At 30.9% G+C, this 15,954-nt stretch carries 12 protein-coding genes and 1 pseudogene; 3 read left to right on the forward strand and 10 right to left on the reverse strand.

Going from position 1 to position 15,954, the window contains the following annotated elements; translation table 11 throughout:
* Positions 1-65 precede the first annotated feature (65 nt).
* Positions 66-152 (forward strand): annotated as a pseudogene (locus tag Q0138_RS02590) (hypothetical protein); the annotation flags it as partial.
* Positions 153-409: 257 nt separating this feature from the next.
* Here the strand turns inward: Q0138_RS02590 and Q0138_RS02595 are convergent.
* The 5 genes from Q0138_RS02595 to Q0138_RS02615 all read right to left on the reverse strand — a co-directional run bounded on the left by Q0138_RS02595 (position 410) and on the right by Q0138_RS02615 (position 6,151).
* Positions 410-1,411: a deoxyhypusine synthase gene (locus tag Q0138_RS02595; protein WP_297980523.1), complete on the reverse strand. Its 1,002-nt coding sequence runs from the start codon at positions 1,409-1,411 to the stop codon at positions 410-412.
* A 240-nt stretch (positions 1,412-1,651) separates the two neighbouring features.
* A complete protein-coding gene (locus tag Q0138_RS02600; protein WP_297980524.1) occupies positions 1,652-2,575 on the reverse strand; it encodes a CBS domain-containing protein in 924 nt (307 codons plus the stop codon).
* Between the two features lie 434 nt (positions 2,576-3,009).
* Entirely contained in the window at positions 3,010-4,332 is a 1,323-nt protein-coding gene (locus tag Q0138_RS02605; protein WP_297980525.1) for a UDP-glucose/GDP-mannose dehydrogenase family protein, read from the reverse strand.
* A 184-nt stretch (positions 4,333-4,516) separates the two neighbouring features.
* The gene (gene hisG / locus Q0138_RS02610) at positions 4,517-5,503 is read right to left on the reverse strand and encodes an ATP phosphoribosyltransferase (protein WP_297980526.1); all 987 of its coding nucleotides are present in this window, start codon (positions 5,501-5,503) and stop codon (positions 4,517-4,519) included.
* Positions 5,504-5,692: 189 nt separating this feature from the next.
* The gene (locus tag Q0138_RS02615) at positions 5,693-6,151 is read right to left on the reverse strand and encodes a deoxyuridine 5'-triphosphate nucleotidohydrolase (protein WP_297980527.1); all 459 of its coding nucleotides are present in this window, start codon (positions 6,149-6,151) and stop codon (positions 5,693-5,695) included.
* A gap of 844 nt (positions 6,152-6,995) precedes the next feature.
* Here Q0138_RS02615 and Q0138_RS02620 point away from each other — a divergent pair.
* Positions 6,996-7,925, forward strand: coding sequence for a hypothetical protein (locus tag Q0138_RS02620; RefSeq protein WP_297980528.1), 930 nt, complete (start codon positions 6,996-6,998; stop codon positions 7,923-7,925).
* Between the two features lie 78 nt (positions 7,926-8,003).
* Here Q0138_RS02620 and Q0138_RS02625 read toward each other — a convergent pair whose 3' ends face one another.
* Positions 8,004-9,152 carry a CapA family protein gene (locus Q0138_RS02625; protein ID WP_297980529.1) on the reverse strand — a complete coding sequence of 383 codons (1,149 nt, stop codon included), beginning with the start codon at positions 9,150-9,152 and terminating at the stop codon, positions 8,004-8,006.
* Between the two features lie 242 nt (positions 9,153-9,394).
* Between Q0138_RS02625 and dmpI the strand changes: the two genes are divergently transcribed.
* A complete protein-coding gene (gene dmpI / locus Q0138_RS02630; protein ID WP_297980530.1) occupies positions 9,395-9,583 on the forward strand; it encodes a 4-oxalocrotonate tautomerase DmpI in 189 nt (62 codons plus the stop codon).
* A 39-nt stretch (positions 9,584-9,622) separates the two neighbouring features.
* Here the strand turns inward: dmpI and Q0138_RS02635 are convergent, their stop codons facing one another.
* The 4 genes from Q0138_RS02635 to Q0138_RS02650 all read right to left on the reverse strand — a co-directional run bounded on the left by Q0138_RS02635 (position 9,623) and on the right by Q0138_RS02650 (position 15,589).
* Complete coding sequence (locus Q0138_RS02635; RefSeq protein WP_297980532.1) at positions 9,623-10,234, reverse strand: hypothetical protein; 612 nt, start codon at positions 10,232-10,234, stop codon at positions 9,623-9,625.
* A gap of 138 nt (positions 10,235-10,372) precedes the next feature.
* Positions 10,373-12,469, reverse strand: coding sequence for a hypothetical protein (locus tag Q0138_RS02640; protein WP_297980534.1), 2,097 nt, complete (start codon positions 12,467-12,469; stop codon positions 10,373-10,375).
* A gap of 64 nt (positions 12,470-12,533) precedes the next feature.
* Complete coding sequence (locus Q0138_RS02645) at positions 12,534-14,156, reverse strand: Mur ligase family protein (protein WP_346662265.1); 1,623 nt, start codon at positions 14,154-14,156, stop codon at positions 12,534-12,536.
* Between the two features lie 362 nt (positions 14,157-14,518).
* A complete protein-coding gene (locus Q0138_RS02650; RefSeq protein ID WP_297980538.1) occupies positions 14,519-15,589 on the reverse strand; it encodes a glycosyltransferase family 4 protein in 1,071 nt (356 codons plus the stop codon).
* Between the last annotated feature and the right edge of the window lie 365 nt (positions 15,590-15,954).

Genomic DNA, 15,954 nt, shown 5'->3' on the forward strand with positions numbered 1-15,954 from the left:
ATTTCATTATCGATGAGATTAACCGAGGTAATTTAAGTAAGATTTTTGGTGAAGCCTTTACAATTATTGAAAACAAACATAGAGGAGAGACCATCAAACTGGCTTACCCTAATAAAAACTTCAGAATCCCCAAGAATGTTTATATCATTGGAGTGATGAACACTGCTGATAGGAGTCTTGCGATGCTTGATATAGCCCCGCGGCGGCGTTTTGCATTCTTTACCCTAAAACCAGCATTTCAAACTCCTTCATTTCAGGCTGATCAAAAGAAATTAGAGAATGGGCTGTTCAATGAATTAATAAAACGTATTGAGGACATCAACGATGACATTGCTAAAGATTCCACTCTTGGTGAAGGGTTTTGTATAGGCCATAGCTTCTTCTGCAATGACAAAGGACTTGACACAACTCATTTGAAAGATGTTGTCGAATATGAGATTATTCCATTATTAAAAGAATATTGGTTTCGGAGTGGAATCTCTTCAAATAAAAATCTGTTGGCTGATTTGCAAGGGAAAATAATAGTTACATCTCCAATTACAGTTTCCAAATTGGAACCATGTTTAGCCTTGGACCATGACTTGGCCTCTTCCAAAGGAGCTCCGCTTAAACTGCCTGTTTCAGGTCTGTCCATTGTTATTTGAATTCCTGCATCAATTCCTCCCTTAAGGAGATTGGAAGCAAGGGTGTAATGTTTTGGAAGACCTCCGCCCAACATGACTGCACCTATCTTTTCAGACTCAAAAACCAAATCAGAGAGATAATGCATGTCTCCAACCGCATCGACCACTAGCTTGTGATCTTGAGTAAACATCCATAATTGAAGTCCGAACATGCTGTCAATAAGACCTGGAGCAAAAATGGAAACATCATTTTCCGCAGCAAGACGAAGGATTGAATTTTCATCCTCAATCAAGAAACCGACTTCCCTTAAAAGCTTTTGAATGGAAATTATACCATTGTCCTCATCATTATCAAGCTTTTCACTGATTGTCTCAAAGATCTTTATTATTTCACTTTCAAAGACTTCAAAGTCATCGGAAGATGTGTAAACATCTGCAATCCTACCTATTCCAGCATCATTAAGCTCCTCATCATCATTTCCCAAATCACGATAATGCTTTCCACCGAAAGCCTCCAACAGGTCATGGGTTATATTTGCACCGCTTGTAATAAGGACCTTTATTCTTTTTTCCCTAATCAAGTCTCCTACAATATTTCTAAGACCTCCAGGAACCATTGGACCAGCAAGACTCATAAAAATGTCCATGTCCTTATCATTTATCATTTCAACAAGTAAATTAGAGGCTCTTGCAAGTCTGCCGGCACCCAATACGCCTGATGCATCAAATTGATCTATCAATTCACTGACAGTCATGTTTTTTTTAATATTTAATTGATTAACTTCCATATAATCCCCAATAAATAAAAATAATAATTAAAAAAAGTAAAAATTTAAAAAAAATTAAAATTACTTAAAAATACTTAAAAATACTTAAAAAAATTTATAAATAATTCTAATACTTTAAAATTCCAATTTAAAAAAAATTTAAAAAAATTAAAAATACTTTAAAAATATTTTAAAATATTTTAAAAATATTTTAAAAATAATGTTTAAAAAATAAAAATTTCCAAATGAAAATGAAAAACATTAAATTTCATATTCCAAATCTTCATTGCCTATGAGAGGGAAATTCTTTAAATTGGTAATTGTTTCAATCAAATCGGTACGTGTAACAATTCCGATTGGAGTATGATCCTCATCCACCACGATTAATCTACTGATTCCAAATTTATACATCTTATAGACCGCAGTAGCTATTTTAGTACCCTTATCAATGAAGAAAAGTCTTTTACTCATAATATCCCTAACGTCTTCATTTTCCTTTCCTTCAGCCAATGCCTGAACAATGTCAATAAGGGAAACCATACCAATAGCTACACCTTCAGTAATGACTGGAGCGCCATCAATATGATTATTGGAAAGAAGACAGGCTGCGTCCTTGATTGAATCCCCTGGCTTTAAATAAATCAAGTCAAGAGATGCAATATCATAAACTGTAGCCTTTGGAATGCTTCTGATTGTGCTGATATCCAGAAGCAGTATATTATCCATATCGTCTCGCCCTACAATCTCACCAATAATGCCAAGATTGTTTACAGGGGTAGGTCCAACACGAATGACATCTCCCAAATCCAATTCCTTTATACTTCCCAGGACTTTAATAACCGCTTCACATTCACCGGGATGGGGAACACTTGTAAATTCAATTTTTGCAACTGAAACATCATCCAATTTCTTGTCATCCTTAAAAATAGGAACATTTGCATTGCTATCGGAAACAGAAATGTTTAATGTATGATATGCTTCAATTGTAGGCTTGTAACCACCGCGAGGGCCAGGAACCCCCTTGACCAAACTCAAACTCCTAAGGGATTGCATCTGATTTCTGATGGTTCCAGGATTTCTGCTCATAACCTGAGCAATATCCTCTCCCTTGATTGATTTACCATTTGAATTTTGATACAAATTAATTAAAGTTTGTAAAATTTCCTTTTGAACAGATGTTAACATACAGACACCAAAAAAATAGGCTTAAAGCCAAATAATTAACAAGCAAATAATGAAAATTCATTATACAAAAACTTTTAAAAACAATCATTAATAAAAATTAATAAAAATTCATCATGCAAAAACTTTTAAAAACAATCATTAAATAATAATTTTTAAAATATAAATAATAATTTATAATGATAAATTAATCTAATTATGATAAATTAAAAAATATTTATAATGATTTATCATATTAATTATATTATATTTTAATCACAGTCATATAAAAAGATATTGTTTTAATTCTATGAAAATAATAAAAATGAGAAATAAATTTGATAAAAAAGAGTATTAAAATAATAAAAAAATAAAAAAATAATAAATAAATAAAAATTTTTTAAATTTAAAGCCTTAAAATAATAAAAAAAATAAATAAATAAATGATTTAAATTTAATCAACAACCGATTTGATACAATTCAAATCCTTCATTTCTGATTTTAGGATTGTAAATATTCCTTCCGTCAAAAATAACCTTATTGTTTAGTTTTTCAGCAACTATATCAAAGTCAGGATTTCTAAACTCTCTCCATTCCGTAATCAAAACCAAAGCGTCACAGTTTTCCAAAGCATCGTACCTGTAGCTGCAAAACTCAATATTTTCCAAATACTTATCCTCAATAGCTTGCATAAAGGTTTCCTGAGCCCTAGGATCGTAAACCTTAATCTTTCCACCATTGTCAATGATGTTTCTGATTACAACAAGGGATGTTGCTTCCCTAACGTCATCAGTATTCGGCTTGAATGACAAACCCCAGATTGCAAAGCTCAGACCGCATAAATCTTCTCCAAATCTATTGACAATCTTCTTGAATAAAACCATCTTTTGATTTTTATTGACGATTTCAACATTTGACAATATTTTAGGCTCATATCCATATTCTGTTGATGTATTGATTAAAGCCTGAACATCCTTTGGGAAACAGCTTCCACCATATCCGCATCCTGCATAGATAAAGTCATAGCCTATTCTCTTATCGCTTCCAATGCCTAAACGAACATCCTTTACATTTGCACCAGTAAGTTCACAAATATTTGCTATTTCATTCATGAAGGAAATTTTAGTTGCAAGCATTGCATTTGCAACATATTTAGTCATTTCAGAGCTTTTTACATCCATCAAAACAAACCTGTCATGATTTGAAACAAATGGAGCATACAAATCCTTAAGAGTTTCAAAAACATTTTCACTTTCAGCCCCAATCACTATACGGTCCGGACGGAGGCAATCCTCAATAGCCACCCCTTCCTTTAAAAACTCAGGATTGGATGCTATATCAATATTAACATCAATTCCACGTTTTTTGACAATTGATTCAATCAAATCCCTAACCTTAAATCCGGTTCCTACAGGAACTGTGGATTTTATAACGATTATGGAATCCTTTGAAATGCTGTTTCCAATGTTTTCTGCAGCCCCAAATATATAATCCAAATTGGCACTGCCATCTTCACTCATCGGAGTGCCCACTGCTAAAAATACAATATTTGAATCATCCAAAGCCTCTTTAATGTCTGTTGTAAAGAACAAATCCCTTTTAGCCTGGGAAGTCTTTACAAAGGATTCAAGATGTGGCTCATAAATTGGAATAATGTTATTTTTAAGTCCGTTGATCTTGTCCTCATCAATATCCACACAATAAACCTTATTTCCCATTCTTGCAAAACAGGCCCCTGTAACAAGACCTACATATCCTGTTCCAACTACTGTAATATTCATTATATGCCTCCAAATAGCAAAAAACCAATAGAAAATATTTAAATTTTAAAAGCGAATCATAAAAGCTAAAGAAAATTAAATTATTAAAAAAAATTAAACTTTTTTAAGCAAATCATAAACTAAAGAAAATTAAATTATTTAAAAAAATTTTAAAATTTTAAAAACAAATCTCAAAAAAGATTATTTAAATAACATACTGTTTTACATCACTTCTAATAACTGAGGAAGCTCCCAATTCCTTAATTCCATCCAACATTTCAGGGAATTTATTTTTAGGAATCAAGACATTCACTTGAGAGAACTGTGTTCCATGAGTTACGGTAGGCTCTGCACTGCAGAATCCATTTTCAACCAAATAAGCAGACACCTCATCAATGGATTCATTAGAAATGTTGAACTTAACGTCAAAGTACTTTTTAGCTGTTACAGCACCAAGCAATTGTTTATAAATCATTTGAGCCTTTTCCATCTTTTCACCGGTACAGCTTACGCCAGCGTATAAACCTGCAGAGGAATGTAAAATAGTTTCAAGCTCTTTTAATCCTGCCTTTCTTAAGCTGCTGCCTGTTTGAGTATTATCCACAATCAAGTCTGCACCTTTAGCAATATAAACCTCAGTGGCACCATCAGAATTGATTACCTGAACTTTCTTATTGTCTCCATCCCTTAAACCTCTTACCTGAACATATGGCACTGCATCACCATAGATTTCCTGATAAGCCTCATTTTCCATGATGTGCTTTCTGGTAAGGTTTGGATATTCTGTAAAACATAAGATAGGAGTGTCCCTATCCTTGTTTGCTCTGAAAAAGTCAGATAAGTTTTCATAAGGAGAATCCTTAGGAACAGCTACAATCAATCGAGTTTCACCGTAGTTTAAATCCCCAATTTTAACAATATCATTTTCACTTAAGACTGACTCTTCCTTAACCCAATCCTCTCCAACAATGGAAATGTCTACCATTCCACGATTAAGCTCTACAGGAGTACTTTGAGGACGAGTCAAGTAAGCCTTTATCTCCTCATCATTTAAAATGTTAATTTCATAGGATTCATTGCCAGGTTCATATCCGCGAACCTCATAACCTGCATCCACAAATAATTGATAAGTGTTACCTCTGTTTACATTGTTTAAACTTCCTTTTGGAAGACCTATTGTAATTTCCACCATTTAATCACCAATATACCAAAATTATTAATTCATATCATTGTAAGCATAATTTTTAAGATTTTTTAATAAGAATTTTTTACTTAAAATAAATTTAAAACATTCAAAAATGAAAAAAATTATTTAAAATAAATATTTTAAAAATAAAAAAATTTAAAAAATTAATTAAAAATAAATATTTTAAAAATTAAATTATTCTTCTTTTTCCTGATAAGAACCGGAATACTCTCCAGAACCCTTTACAGGAAATACAACTGCTTGAGCTATTCTGTCTCCAGATTTAATTTTATATTCATAATCTCCATGATTATAAACCATAAACATCAAAGTTCCATAAAAACCAGGATCTCCAACCGCAGTTTGAACGGAAATAAAAGATCTAAGCAAAGTTGAACGGGGCAGATACAACATTGTATAACCCTTAGGAATTTTAACCTTTCGTTTAATACTTGCCAAATAGGCAGTATGCGGTTTTAAAGTATAAATTGGACCTTCCAAAGCTTCAATTTCCGGAAGATTCTTTTCATTGTCAATTAGGGAACCTGCAGACTTTTGAACAAATATCTCATCAAGTTCCAAATCAATTCCAGAAGGCTGGACCAAATCCTGAAAATCTGGAAAAACCTTTTTAAGTTCATCTTCACCAAGCATTTTATCACTTCATATATAATTATCATTATTCTATTATATAAAAATAATTTATTGAAAAAAATTTTTTAATAAAAAATAAAACCAAATAGCTAAAAATAAACAAAAAAACACCAATAAAAAAAATAGAAACACAATAAACAAAAATAAACAAAAAACACCAATAAAAAAATAGAATCACAATAAACAAAAATTAGCTTTAAATTATTTTTAAAATAATAAAAACCAATATTTTGCAATTTGAAACATATAGAAGAAGGTTTACTATTTATAATATATAGTAAACCACAATATGAACTTATTTTTTAATTTAAAGCAACATAATACAAAATATTTAAATATAATGGAATTTAAACTATATTTAAGGAATTTTAATTAATTTTATTCAAATAATATTTAATTTCCCTCCTAAAATTAGAAAAAATAGACCTTAAAAAAAATTAATTTTCCTCCTAAAATTAGAAAAAATAGACCTTAAAAAAAATTAATTTCCCCCTAAAATAGACTTTAAAAAACAGAATTAAATTTTTTTAAAAAAAATGCCAATGAATTAATTTTTCCAATTTTTTTAAAAAATTACGAAATAAATAAATTTTCATATGTTTTTTAAAAATTACTAAATGAATTTAATTTTACTATTTAAATTAAATTTTTCAATATTTTTGTAAAATTCAAATTATTTAAGGTTTATATCAAAAAAGAAAGGTTTATATACTTTAAATTAATAAATAAAAACCAACAACGATTAATAAAAATTTTAGGAGGCAATAAAATTAAGAAAAAAAAGAAAGAGAAATCTGAAATACAAGTTCCATATCGTATAGAAGATAAAATTTTCACAATTTGCATGATAAAAATTGAAGAATTTCCTCGCCATATCACCAAATATGATGATATAAAAGAAAAATATTCAAATAAATATGTAAGTGAAAATTTTAAGGACATGAATATGGATATGGTAGTGAAAAGAGAAAATGGGAATCTGATAAACATTGAACATCATTCCTCAATTAACTCAAATGCATTGAGAAGAAATTATGACTATTGTGTTAATCTCTTTTCCATCACAAAAAAGCAAATAGAACCATTTATATTTTATACTGGAGAATTGCCGATTAAAAGTGTAATATATTTAAATGATATAATGTTTTTTTATCCGACATGGATTATGACTAAAAAAATTGAGGGACAAATACTCTTGAACAACATAAATTATAAAATTAAAAATCATGAAAAAATAAATGTCTATGACATCCTGGACTTGGTTTGGCTACCAAAATGTAGAATTGACATTGAAATAAATGATCTGATGTTTAAATTAATTGAAATCTATGAAACAATATCTGCTGAAGAATATTTATTGAATGTCTTAAAAGACTGTCTGGCATTATGGGCAATGAAATTGATAAATGACAAAAAAGTTCTAAAACAATTTTTAGGGAGATTAAACATGCAAAATATAAAACTAGAAAGCATTGATGAAATGTTAAAAAAAGCATACATCCAAAACAGAATAAACTATGCTGAAGAAAAAGCCATGGAAAAAGGAGAACAAAAAGGAATGGAAAAAGGAAAACAAATAGGAATAAAAAAAGGAGAACAAATAGGAATAAAAAAAGGAGAACAAATAGGAATAAAAAAAGGAGAACAAAAAGGAATGAAAAGATTAGAAAAAGCAATTATCCTTCTTTTAGAAACAACAAACCCAGAAGAAATATCAGAAAAACTAAAAATACCCATAGAAACCATAAATCAAATACAAAAGGATAACTATTAGAATTTGAAAAAAATCAATTAAAAATTTAAAAAAAAGAACATTAGGTCAAAGATAAAGACCCTTAAAAAAAAATAATTATTAATTAATTGAAACTGAACTATAATCCAAATCAGACCCATTATTAGCTGTAGCATTGGCAGCGCCAGTTATATTTCCCAATTTAAATTTTAAAGTTCCGGTTCCATCATCATTTACAGTCATTTGACTGCATTGAGGATTCAATTCAGCAAGCAATGCCTTTCCAGATTCTGCATTCATGAATGTAGGCAGATAATTGGAAATATAGGTCGGATATAAAGTTACAGTACAATTATCCCCTTCCAATTCAAGGTTTAGGAAATAGGATACATGAGTGGCAGTATTTGATTGATCAAATATGAAGTTTCCCAAATTATAATAGATAGGCTTGCCATTATACAACTCAACACCTTGAGTTACATGGGCATGGGCGCCTATAACAATATCTGCACCATCATTTATCAGCTCATGTGAAATCTTCTTTTGGTCCTCATTTGGAGATCTGCTATATTCATTTCCATAATGCAAATAAACTATGATTATACTTGCGCCATTTTTCCTTGCCTCTTCAACCTGACTTTGAGCAAGTTCAGTGTCATATCCGCTATAACCTGAGGAATTTGCAGTAGCTGCAGGCATTATTGAAGCATATTCCTGGAAATTATTTGAATCCATATAATTTAAAATAGCTACTTTTCTATCCTTGATATCAATATAAACTGGCTTTGAGGCTTCAGATTGATTAACTCCAGCACCAATCACATGAATTCCTGCATCCTTAAGATTTTTTATGCTGTCATTCATTCCCGCTTCACCATAATCGAGGGCATGATTATTTGCCTGGGATGCAACTACAATCTCATTTGCAGAAGCAAGCAAAGGAACATATTTAGGATTGGCCTTGAGTGGAACATCTCCCTTAACTGCATTTGAGGATGTGGTGGCAGGATTTTCAAAATTTACAAGAAGCATATCTGCAGCCTTTGTCACATTTTCAACATACCTGAATGGACTTTCACCTGAATCAAGAACTGCCGGCATCTTACGAGCAAACATAACATCACCTGTAACTGCAATGTTTACAGTTTCCTCACCTAAATCATAATCAGAGCCATCTTCACCGCCGGGACTGAAAAATACCTTTCCTATAACAGAAAGAGCCAATAGAAATATTATAATCAAAATCAGTATTTTAAAAATCCTTTTCATTTTATTTTCACCCTAAATTTATTGTTAATTATAAAAATCAGTCTTATTAAAATTGCATCTACACCCTAAATTTATTATTTATTTATATATTACTCTTATTAAATAAATATTTTTAAATGAAACTATTTTAAAAAAACCATAAAAACATCTTTTAATTAAATTTAAAGAGAAAAGAAGAAAATATAAATAAATTTATAATATAAACTACATAATAAAAACAATTAAATTAAGGAAGTGAAAAAATGCCTGTAATAAGAATTTCTGGAAATCCCGGTATAAGCACTGAAGATAAAAGAGAAATGGTAAAAAAAGTAAGCGAAATAGTAGCAGAAGCTTATAATTTACCTATTGAAGCAATAACTGTATTAGTTGAAGCTTTTCCACCTGAAGACATCGGAGTGGCTGGAGAACTATTAAGTGACAGAAAATAAGTTAATTAAATCTAAATCATTTAATTAATTTTAAAAAAATTAAATCAAACGATTTAAAAACTCTTTCTCTTTTTCCAAATAATCCGCCAATATCTTTTTAAACTGACTGTTCAATTCATTTTCCTCAATGTCCCATGCTACAAGAGTTTCGATACTGTTTACATCTGCAAGAAGTGGAGCCCTATACTGATTCAATACAAAACCTGGGAAATGACCTCTATTGTCATCAATCCAATTGATGAAATTTATTTTTGACAATGCAAACTCATCATCAACTGCAAATTTTTCAATATTTTCCATAATTTCCTTTAAATCATTAGAATCTGCATTGGATTTATCAAGATCTAAAAACAAAGTCTCAATATCCAAGCCATTTAATTGAGTTTTTGGCAAACTATTAAGGTAGCTATAAATGCAAAGATTAATTTTATTATGTGTACTTTTAATATTCTCATTAGCTTCTACGAACTCTTCAGGAGAAATCTTTTCAACAGGTCTTTTAGACTTCTTTTTAAGTTCTTTTTTAGACTTTTCCTCATCTAATTTAATATATTTTCCTTTTAAAAACTCAAAATCACAATTATGACAAAACTGACTCTTGCCAATTCTTTCCTCACCACAAATAGGACAATATTTAAAATTAGACATCATAGTATCACTTGAAATAAAATTAAATAAAATTAAATAAAATTAAATAAAATTAAATAAAATTAAATAAAATTAAAAATATAATAGAAAGGCCTTGTAAAACCCCTATTTTACACTTGAAATTGATTAAAATAATTAAAATTAACTATTTCTACTTTTTATATACTCCTCTCGTTTATTATGAGCCTCTTCTTCAGATGCATACAAACCTAAATGTTTTCCATCAAGTTCTGCACTCCACATAAACAATCCTTCCTCATAGTAAACCCCTTCATATTTGGAAGATTTTTTCTTACTTATCTCAACGGTTGTTCGTGATTTGGATTTTGCCTTATTCTTATTCTTGGATTTGTTCTTAGATCCAAAATTAGACCTTTTAGTTGAAGCATTTGCAGCTTTTGATTTGCTTTTACTTTTATCTGAAACCCTATTTCCACCAATAACCTTGATTTTCTTAATTTCCTTGTTTGGAGCGGAAACCTTCATGCCATTTACAACATGAACCTTCTTATCCTTCTTAAACTCTTCTGCATAGGCTAACTTGTTCCTATTTGAATCAGGCTGTAAATCCTTTTTAGTACTTGAATCAGATGAATTAGATTTTGAAGTGGATTTAACCATTAAATCATTCTTCTTGGAATTATCCTTTAAATCATCTTTAGATATAGATTTTGATTTGGATTCAGTTTTTGATTTAGCTTTTGATTTATTTTTATTAGCTGAATCTGACTTTGAACTAGAATCCAATTGGGAAACAGAACTTACAGTAGAAAGTGATTTTGAACTTGAACTACCTGAAGCACTGCTTGAATCATAACTTAAGCCACTTGAAGATGCCAAATCACTTTTAGTGTCTCCAATCAATTTTTTCAAGTCATTGGTCAATTCATTTTTTATATTTGAACTGGAAGAGATTGTTTTTAATTCATTCTCCCTTTCCTTCTTGCCAATTTTAATTTGTGCATTTATCTTAGCCTTTTCCTCAAGCTTTTTCTTTTGTTCAGGAGTGATTGTTCTAAAACCGCCTTTAACCTTAACGTCAATCAGATTATGTTTTTTAAGGTAGTCCTTTCTTGCCTTTATTGCATCATTCTCATTTTCATGATAGGATATAATCTGACCCTTAACGCTTGCAGTCCACAATTTCTGCAATTTGCTGAAACTGATACCTCTTGCCTTGGAATAATCTCCATCCACCATCTTAGGCATTGGAAGGCTATGAATATATTTTTCCCTTGCCTCATAGGCTTCCTTGGAAGATTCAAACAAGCCCAATTCCTTAGTTCCATGTTCAGCCTTCCACATGAAAAAGTCATCATCATAGGAAATGCCTAAACATTGGGAATATGGAACTCCCGGCTTTCGGATTTTAAATTCAGCATTATTTACTCCATAAGACACATTTTCCTCTTTTTTCTCTTCCTTAATGGGCTTTACATAAATTTCATTTAGAATTTGAATAATTTCACTGTTGGGATTAGACTTTCTCAAGTTGACAAATTCATCCCCATCATTTATGGCAGCCTTTAAGCGCAAGAGAAAATCAGCATCCTGTGTTCTTCTGCTTAACTTGTATTTAGGCCTTACAAAGTCCCTATCACCTGAATAATTAACATAAAACCATACGCAAATATTGAAACAAACCCTATGCGCTTCCTTTGCAGCAGCTATTTCCCCACCAAAATCATAGAAATTACTTGAATTGGGATTTGCAGAATAATTGCTTGAAAAATTAGAATTGGTCTTCAAACCGGACTTTTTGGAATTTGCAGAATCCTTGGATGAAGAAGAGGAATTTATTGAAGAGCTGGAACTTGACTTAATAGAATAATCCTTTTTCTTATTGAATCCAGTCTTATAATCCCTTAATCCGCCACGTTGAACATAGGATTTGACTGGCTGGTTTCTTGAATTCTTAAAGCCTCCGGCTCCATCCCCTGCAATATTATTGTGATAAACATCATTTCTCAACCTTCTGAGATTGGAAAGGTCATTTTTGATATTGTTCGGCAAAATATTTGCATTTGCCAGCATTTGAATTCTTTTATATTGGCTTTCAGGAACTTCCCTAATTGATTCAAAGTCAAATATTGCCTTAGTTACTTTTTCAGCTATTCTTCCAGCAATTAGAATAGATTCAACTCCATCCCCTTCAATAAGATTCTTATCCATCCTTGCACAGTCAAGATAAATATCCCGGAATTGATTTTCCAAAAAGCTAAAACAGAATTCACTCATATTAACAACCCTTATTGATGCCTATTAGCAAAAATTAATTATTAAAATTCATTTATAAAAAATATTAATTTTCCAAGATTTCCTTTAGGACATCTTCAGCAGGATCCATTCCCTGAGCCCCTATCAATAAAACAATATCATCATCATAGGCATTTTTCAAGGTATATCCTAAAGCTCCATGCAATTTATTGAAATGAATATACCTAATATGTTCCTTATCCAGATTAGCCAGGAATATTTCCCTTTCAAAGTCCTCAACATAATTGTTACTGTCCACCACATCAATACTTGATGATAAAACAAGATAAATTTCCCTCTTTTTGGTGGTGCTGTCACTTTCAATCTCATCATCATTTCTATGGCGCAATTCCTTGATTATCTCAGCCAAAGCCTCTGAATTCAAGCCGTTCAAGGTTTTTCCACGAGAGCCTCTAATTGCACAGACAACATATAAGTCTCCCTTATCCAATTGCTCTGCCAAGTCAAATGAGGCACGAACAGTATTCTTTATCCCATCAGGATTATGTGCAAAGTCATCAATGATTATAGGCTCATCATAAAGACGTGTAAATCTGCGGCTTAAAGGCCTGTAAGTCTTAACGCCATCAACAATATCCTCAATTGGAATGTCAAGGGATATGCATGCTGAAATGGCTGACAGTATATTTCTTATAAAGTGTTCGCCTGTAAATGGAAGTTCATCATAGTTTAAAATAGATTCTCCATCATAGACAATCACCTTTTCTTCCCTATCAAAATAAATCTTTTTATCATCATCAAAGTCAGAGCCAAGGATATTTTCCTTATCCATTGATGTATAATAGGTTTTGGCATTTTCAGAAACGAAATCATTCATTTTCAATACATTCTCATCATCAAAGTTCAATACGACTCCGCCCTTGCCGGTAGCCTTGACAATACCTGAGGTTTCATCAAAAACCTCTGAAATATCATTTACAAGACCTATATGATCCATTGCAACGTTTGTAACAACAGCAACATCAGGATTGATTGCAGAGGACATGATAAGGGCATGGTTTTTCATCAGGTCGCTTCCCCAGCCTTGAACTTCGGAAACCTCAACCACAATATAGTCAAAGACAGTCTTGTTTGGAATGTCTGCAATGAAATCCAAATCCCTAAGATTTTCAATATTCAAATCAGCCAAATATTCATCCTGATTCTTTAAAACCTCTTCAGAGATAAGCTTTGCAACCATTGGATCAATCAGGGTATTGAATTCAGACTTTGCATCAGTGTTTGTAAACACATTATATCCTGCATTTGATAGGATATGGTAAATCAAATGGGAACTGGTTGACTTTCCATTGGTTCCGCTGATTACAGCACGTTTAGACTTGGGAACAAGATTGTCCAAGGTCCATTTAAGGGCAAATGCATTTGCAAATTCTATTCTCTTGACTACAATAACTGGAAAATCAAGTTCACAGGCCTTTTCAATTGCATCCTCAGTTGGATTTAAGGTTATAAGACAAGCAATATTCTTTTCTTTTGCTATTTCAACACCTTTTCCATTAATCCAATGCCTTATTACAATATCTCCTTCAACAGCCTCATTCAAGGTTTCAAAAATACCTGTAAATCCATTTGGAGAATTGTATGAATCATTTCCATAGAGTTTACCATCAAGAGATTCTGCCAAATCATCAATTGGAAAGCTTTTCATTGATGAAAGAGAATCTGCCAATTCATTTAAAAAATATCTTTCTGACATAATATCCTCATAAATGATGATTTTTTAAAAAAACAATGATTTAAAATTTTCTAAAATAATAAATAATAATTTTTATAAGAATTAATTAGCTAAAAATAATAATTCTAATGTATTAAGAATTGATTAACTTTAAATAATAATTGTAATTTTTATAAGAATTAATTAGCTTAAAATAATAATTCTAATGTTTAAAGAATTAATAATGAATTATAATGAATAATAATGAATAATAATAAATAATAATGATTTAATAATAATTTAATTGATTAAAAAGAATTTAAAATAATAAAAAAAGAATATTTTTAATCAAAAGATTAAAATAGGAAATATTTAATAAGTAAACCACAAGCACAAGCCACTGCAGTCAATAACCAATAGCTTAAAACGATTTTAATCTCAGACATTCCCTTATAGTTCAAGGTATGGTGAAGGGGTTCCACAGGCAAATTGATAATGTGAGCCCTGTGCATCAGGCTGATTATTGTGGATACGATAGGTACTGCTAAAGCCAATACTCCAAAGTAAGGAATGTCACAGACCAAAACTGCTGCTGCATAAGCGGTTCCCAATACAAAGGATCCTGTATCTCCCATAAATATGCTTGCAGGATATTTGTTAAAGACCAAAAATCCAAGACAGATACCGGTTAACATGGCAAATGGAGGAATAACATTCATTGCTCCAAATAAATAGCCATATAGACAACATGAAAATGAAGCTATTGCCACAATACCTGCAGCCAAACCATCCATTCCATCAATAAGATTTACTGCATTGATTGAACCTAAAATACCTATGATTGCAACCGGATATGCAAGCAAACCTAAGCTAAATCCTCCAAGATGTGTAAGCACACCGGTTAAAGCTAAAAATAAACCAGGCAACAATTGAACAATGATCTTTACTGATTCACTTGGTTCATACTTGATTGGAATTTCAGCGACTATTTCCAGTTTTCCATCTTCAACAAAACCGTTAACTTCTCTTTTTGCCTTTTCAGTAGTGATCCTTGCTTCCTCATTAGGACCTAAGTCAAGCTGTCCAATAGGTACAACTTCATCGCTAATGTTTTTAACGACCTTTTGATATTCCTTGATTTTAAGGCCTAATAAGTCGTCAAGCATTCCCATTACCCCACCGGTAAGCATAATGAATGAGATGATTAGAATATCCGCATTTTTGTAATAGATAGAGACTATGAATAAAGTTGAGAAAAGGAAAGCGATTCCTCCCATTGTAGGAGTTCCTGCCTTATGTCTATGTTCACTTACGATAGGACTATCTGAAACATCTGCATCCCTTAATGTGTGTCTTACAAACCATGTAAAGACCACAGTGGAGAGAAATGTTAGGAAAAACATTATGATTATATTTGTTAGATCCATTTTATCACATTTTCAGTACAATTAATAAAAAGCAAAAAACAATATTTAAAACAAAAATAATTTTAAAATATTTGTTAGTATTACAAATTATTAAAAAAGTAATAATTATTAATTAAATAAAATATTTAATTATAATCAATATTATTATAAAATATAAATTTCTTTATATATAAGTTTTATTTTAAATGATATTACAATGATAATATCTAAAAAAATTTGATATTACAATGATATTATCAAAAGAAAAATAGCCAACAAAATAAGTTAAAATAAAAATAAATCATGAAATAGATTTTTTAATTAAAAATAAGGTCTTGTAGAAACCCTCATTTTACACTTGAAATTACACATTGATGCAAAAAATT

The organism is uncultured Methanobrevibacter sp., from assembly GCF_937906425.1.
GTDB lineage: Archaea > Methanobacteriota > Methanobacteria > Methanobacteriales > Methanobacteriaceae > Methanobrevibacter.

What these genes read in the sequence shown, in the direction of transcription:
- Q0138_RS02635 (WP_297980532.1), bottom strand. Translation starts at nt 10,234, where the DNA reads ATGATGTCTAATTTTAAATATTGTCCTATTTGTGGTGAGGAAAGAATT.
- Q0138_RS02595 (WP_297980523.1), bottom strand. Translation starts at nt 1,411, where the DNA reads ATGGAAGTTAATCAATTAAATATTAAAAAAAACATGACTGTCAGTGAA.
- Q0138_RS02605 (WP_297980525.1), bottom strand. Translation starts at nt 4,332, where the DNA reads ATGAATATTACAGTAGTTGGAACAGGATATGTAGGTCTTGTTACAGGG.
- Q0138_RS02625 (WP_297980529.1), bottom strand. Translation starts at nt 9,152, where the DNA reads ATGAAAAGGATTTTTAAAATACTGATTTTGATTATAATATTTCTATTG.
- Q0138_RS02640 (WP_297980534.1), bottom strand. Translation starts at nt 12,469, where the DNA reads ATGAGTGAATTCTGTTTTAGCTTTTTGGAAAATCAATTCCGGGATATT.
- Q0138_RS02620 (WP_297980528.1), top strand. Translation starts at nt 6,996, where the DNA reads ATGATAAAAATTGAAGAATTTCCTCGCCATATCACCAAATATGATGAT.
- Q0138_RS02645 (WP_346662265.1), bottom strand. Translation starts at nt 14,156, where the DNA reads ATGAAAAGCTTTCCAATTGATGATTTGGCAGAATCTCTTGATGGTAAA.
- Q0138_RS02615 (WP_297980527.1), bottom strand. Translation starts at nt 6,151, where the DNA reads ATGCTTGGTGAAGATGAACTTAAAAAGGTTTTTCCAGATTTTCAGGAT.
- Q0138_RS02650 (WP_297980538.1), bottom strand. Translation starts at nt 15,589, where the DNA reads ATGGATCTAACAAATATAATCATAATGTTTTTCCTAACATTTCTCTCC.
- Q0138_RS02600 (WP_297980524.1), bottom strand. Translation starts at nt 2,575, where the DNA reads ATGTTAACATCTGTTCAAAAGGAAATTTTACAAACTTTAATTAATTTG.
- hisG (WP_297980526.1), bottom strand. Translation starts at nt 5,503, where the DNA reads ATGGTGGAAATTACAATAGGTCTTCCAAAAGGAAGTTTAAACAATGTA.
- dmpI (WP_297980530.1), top strand. Translation starts at nt 9,395, where the DNA reads ATGCCTGTAATAAGAATTTCTGGAAATCCCGGTATAAGCACTGAAGAT.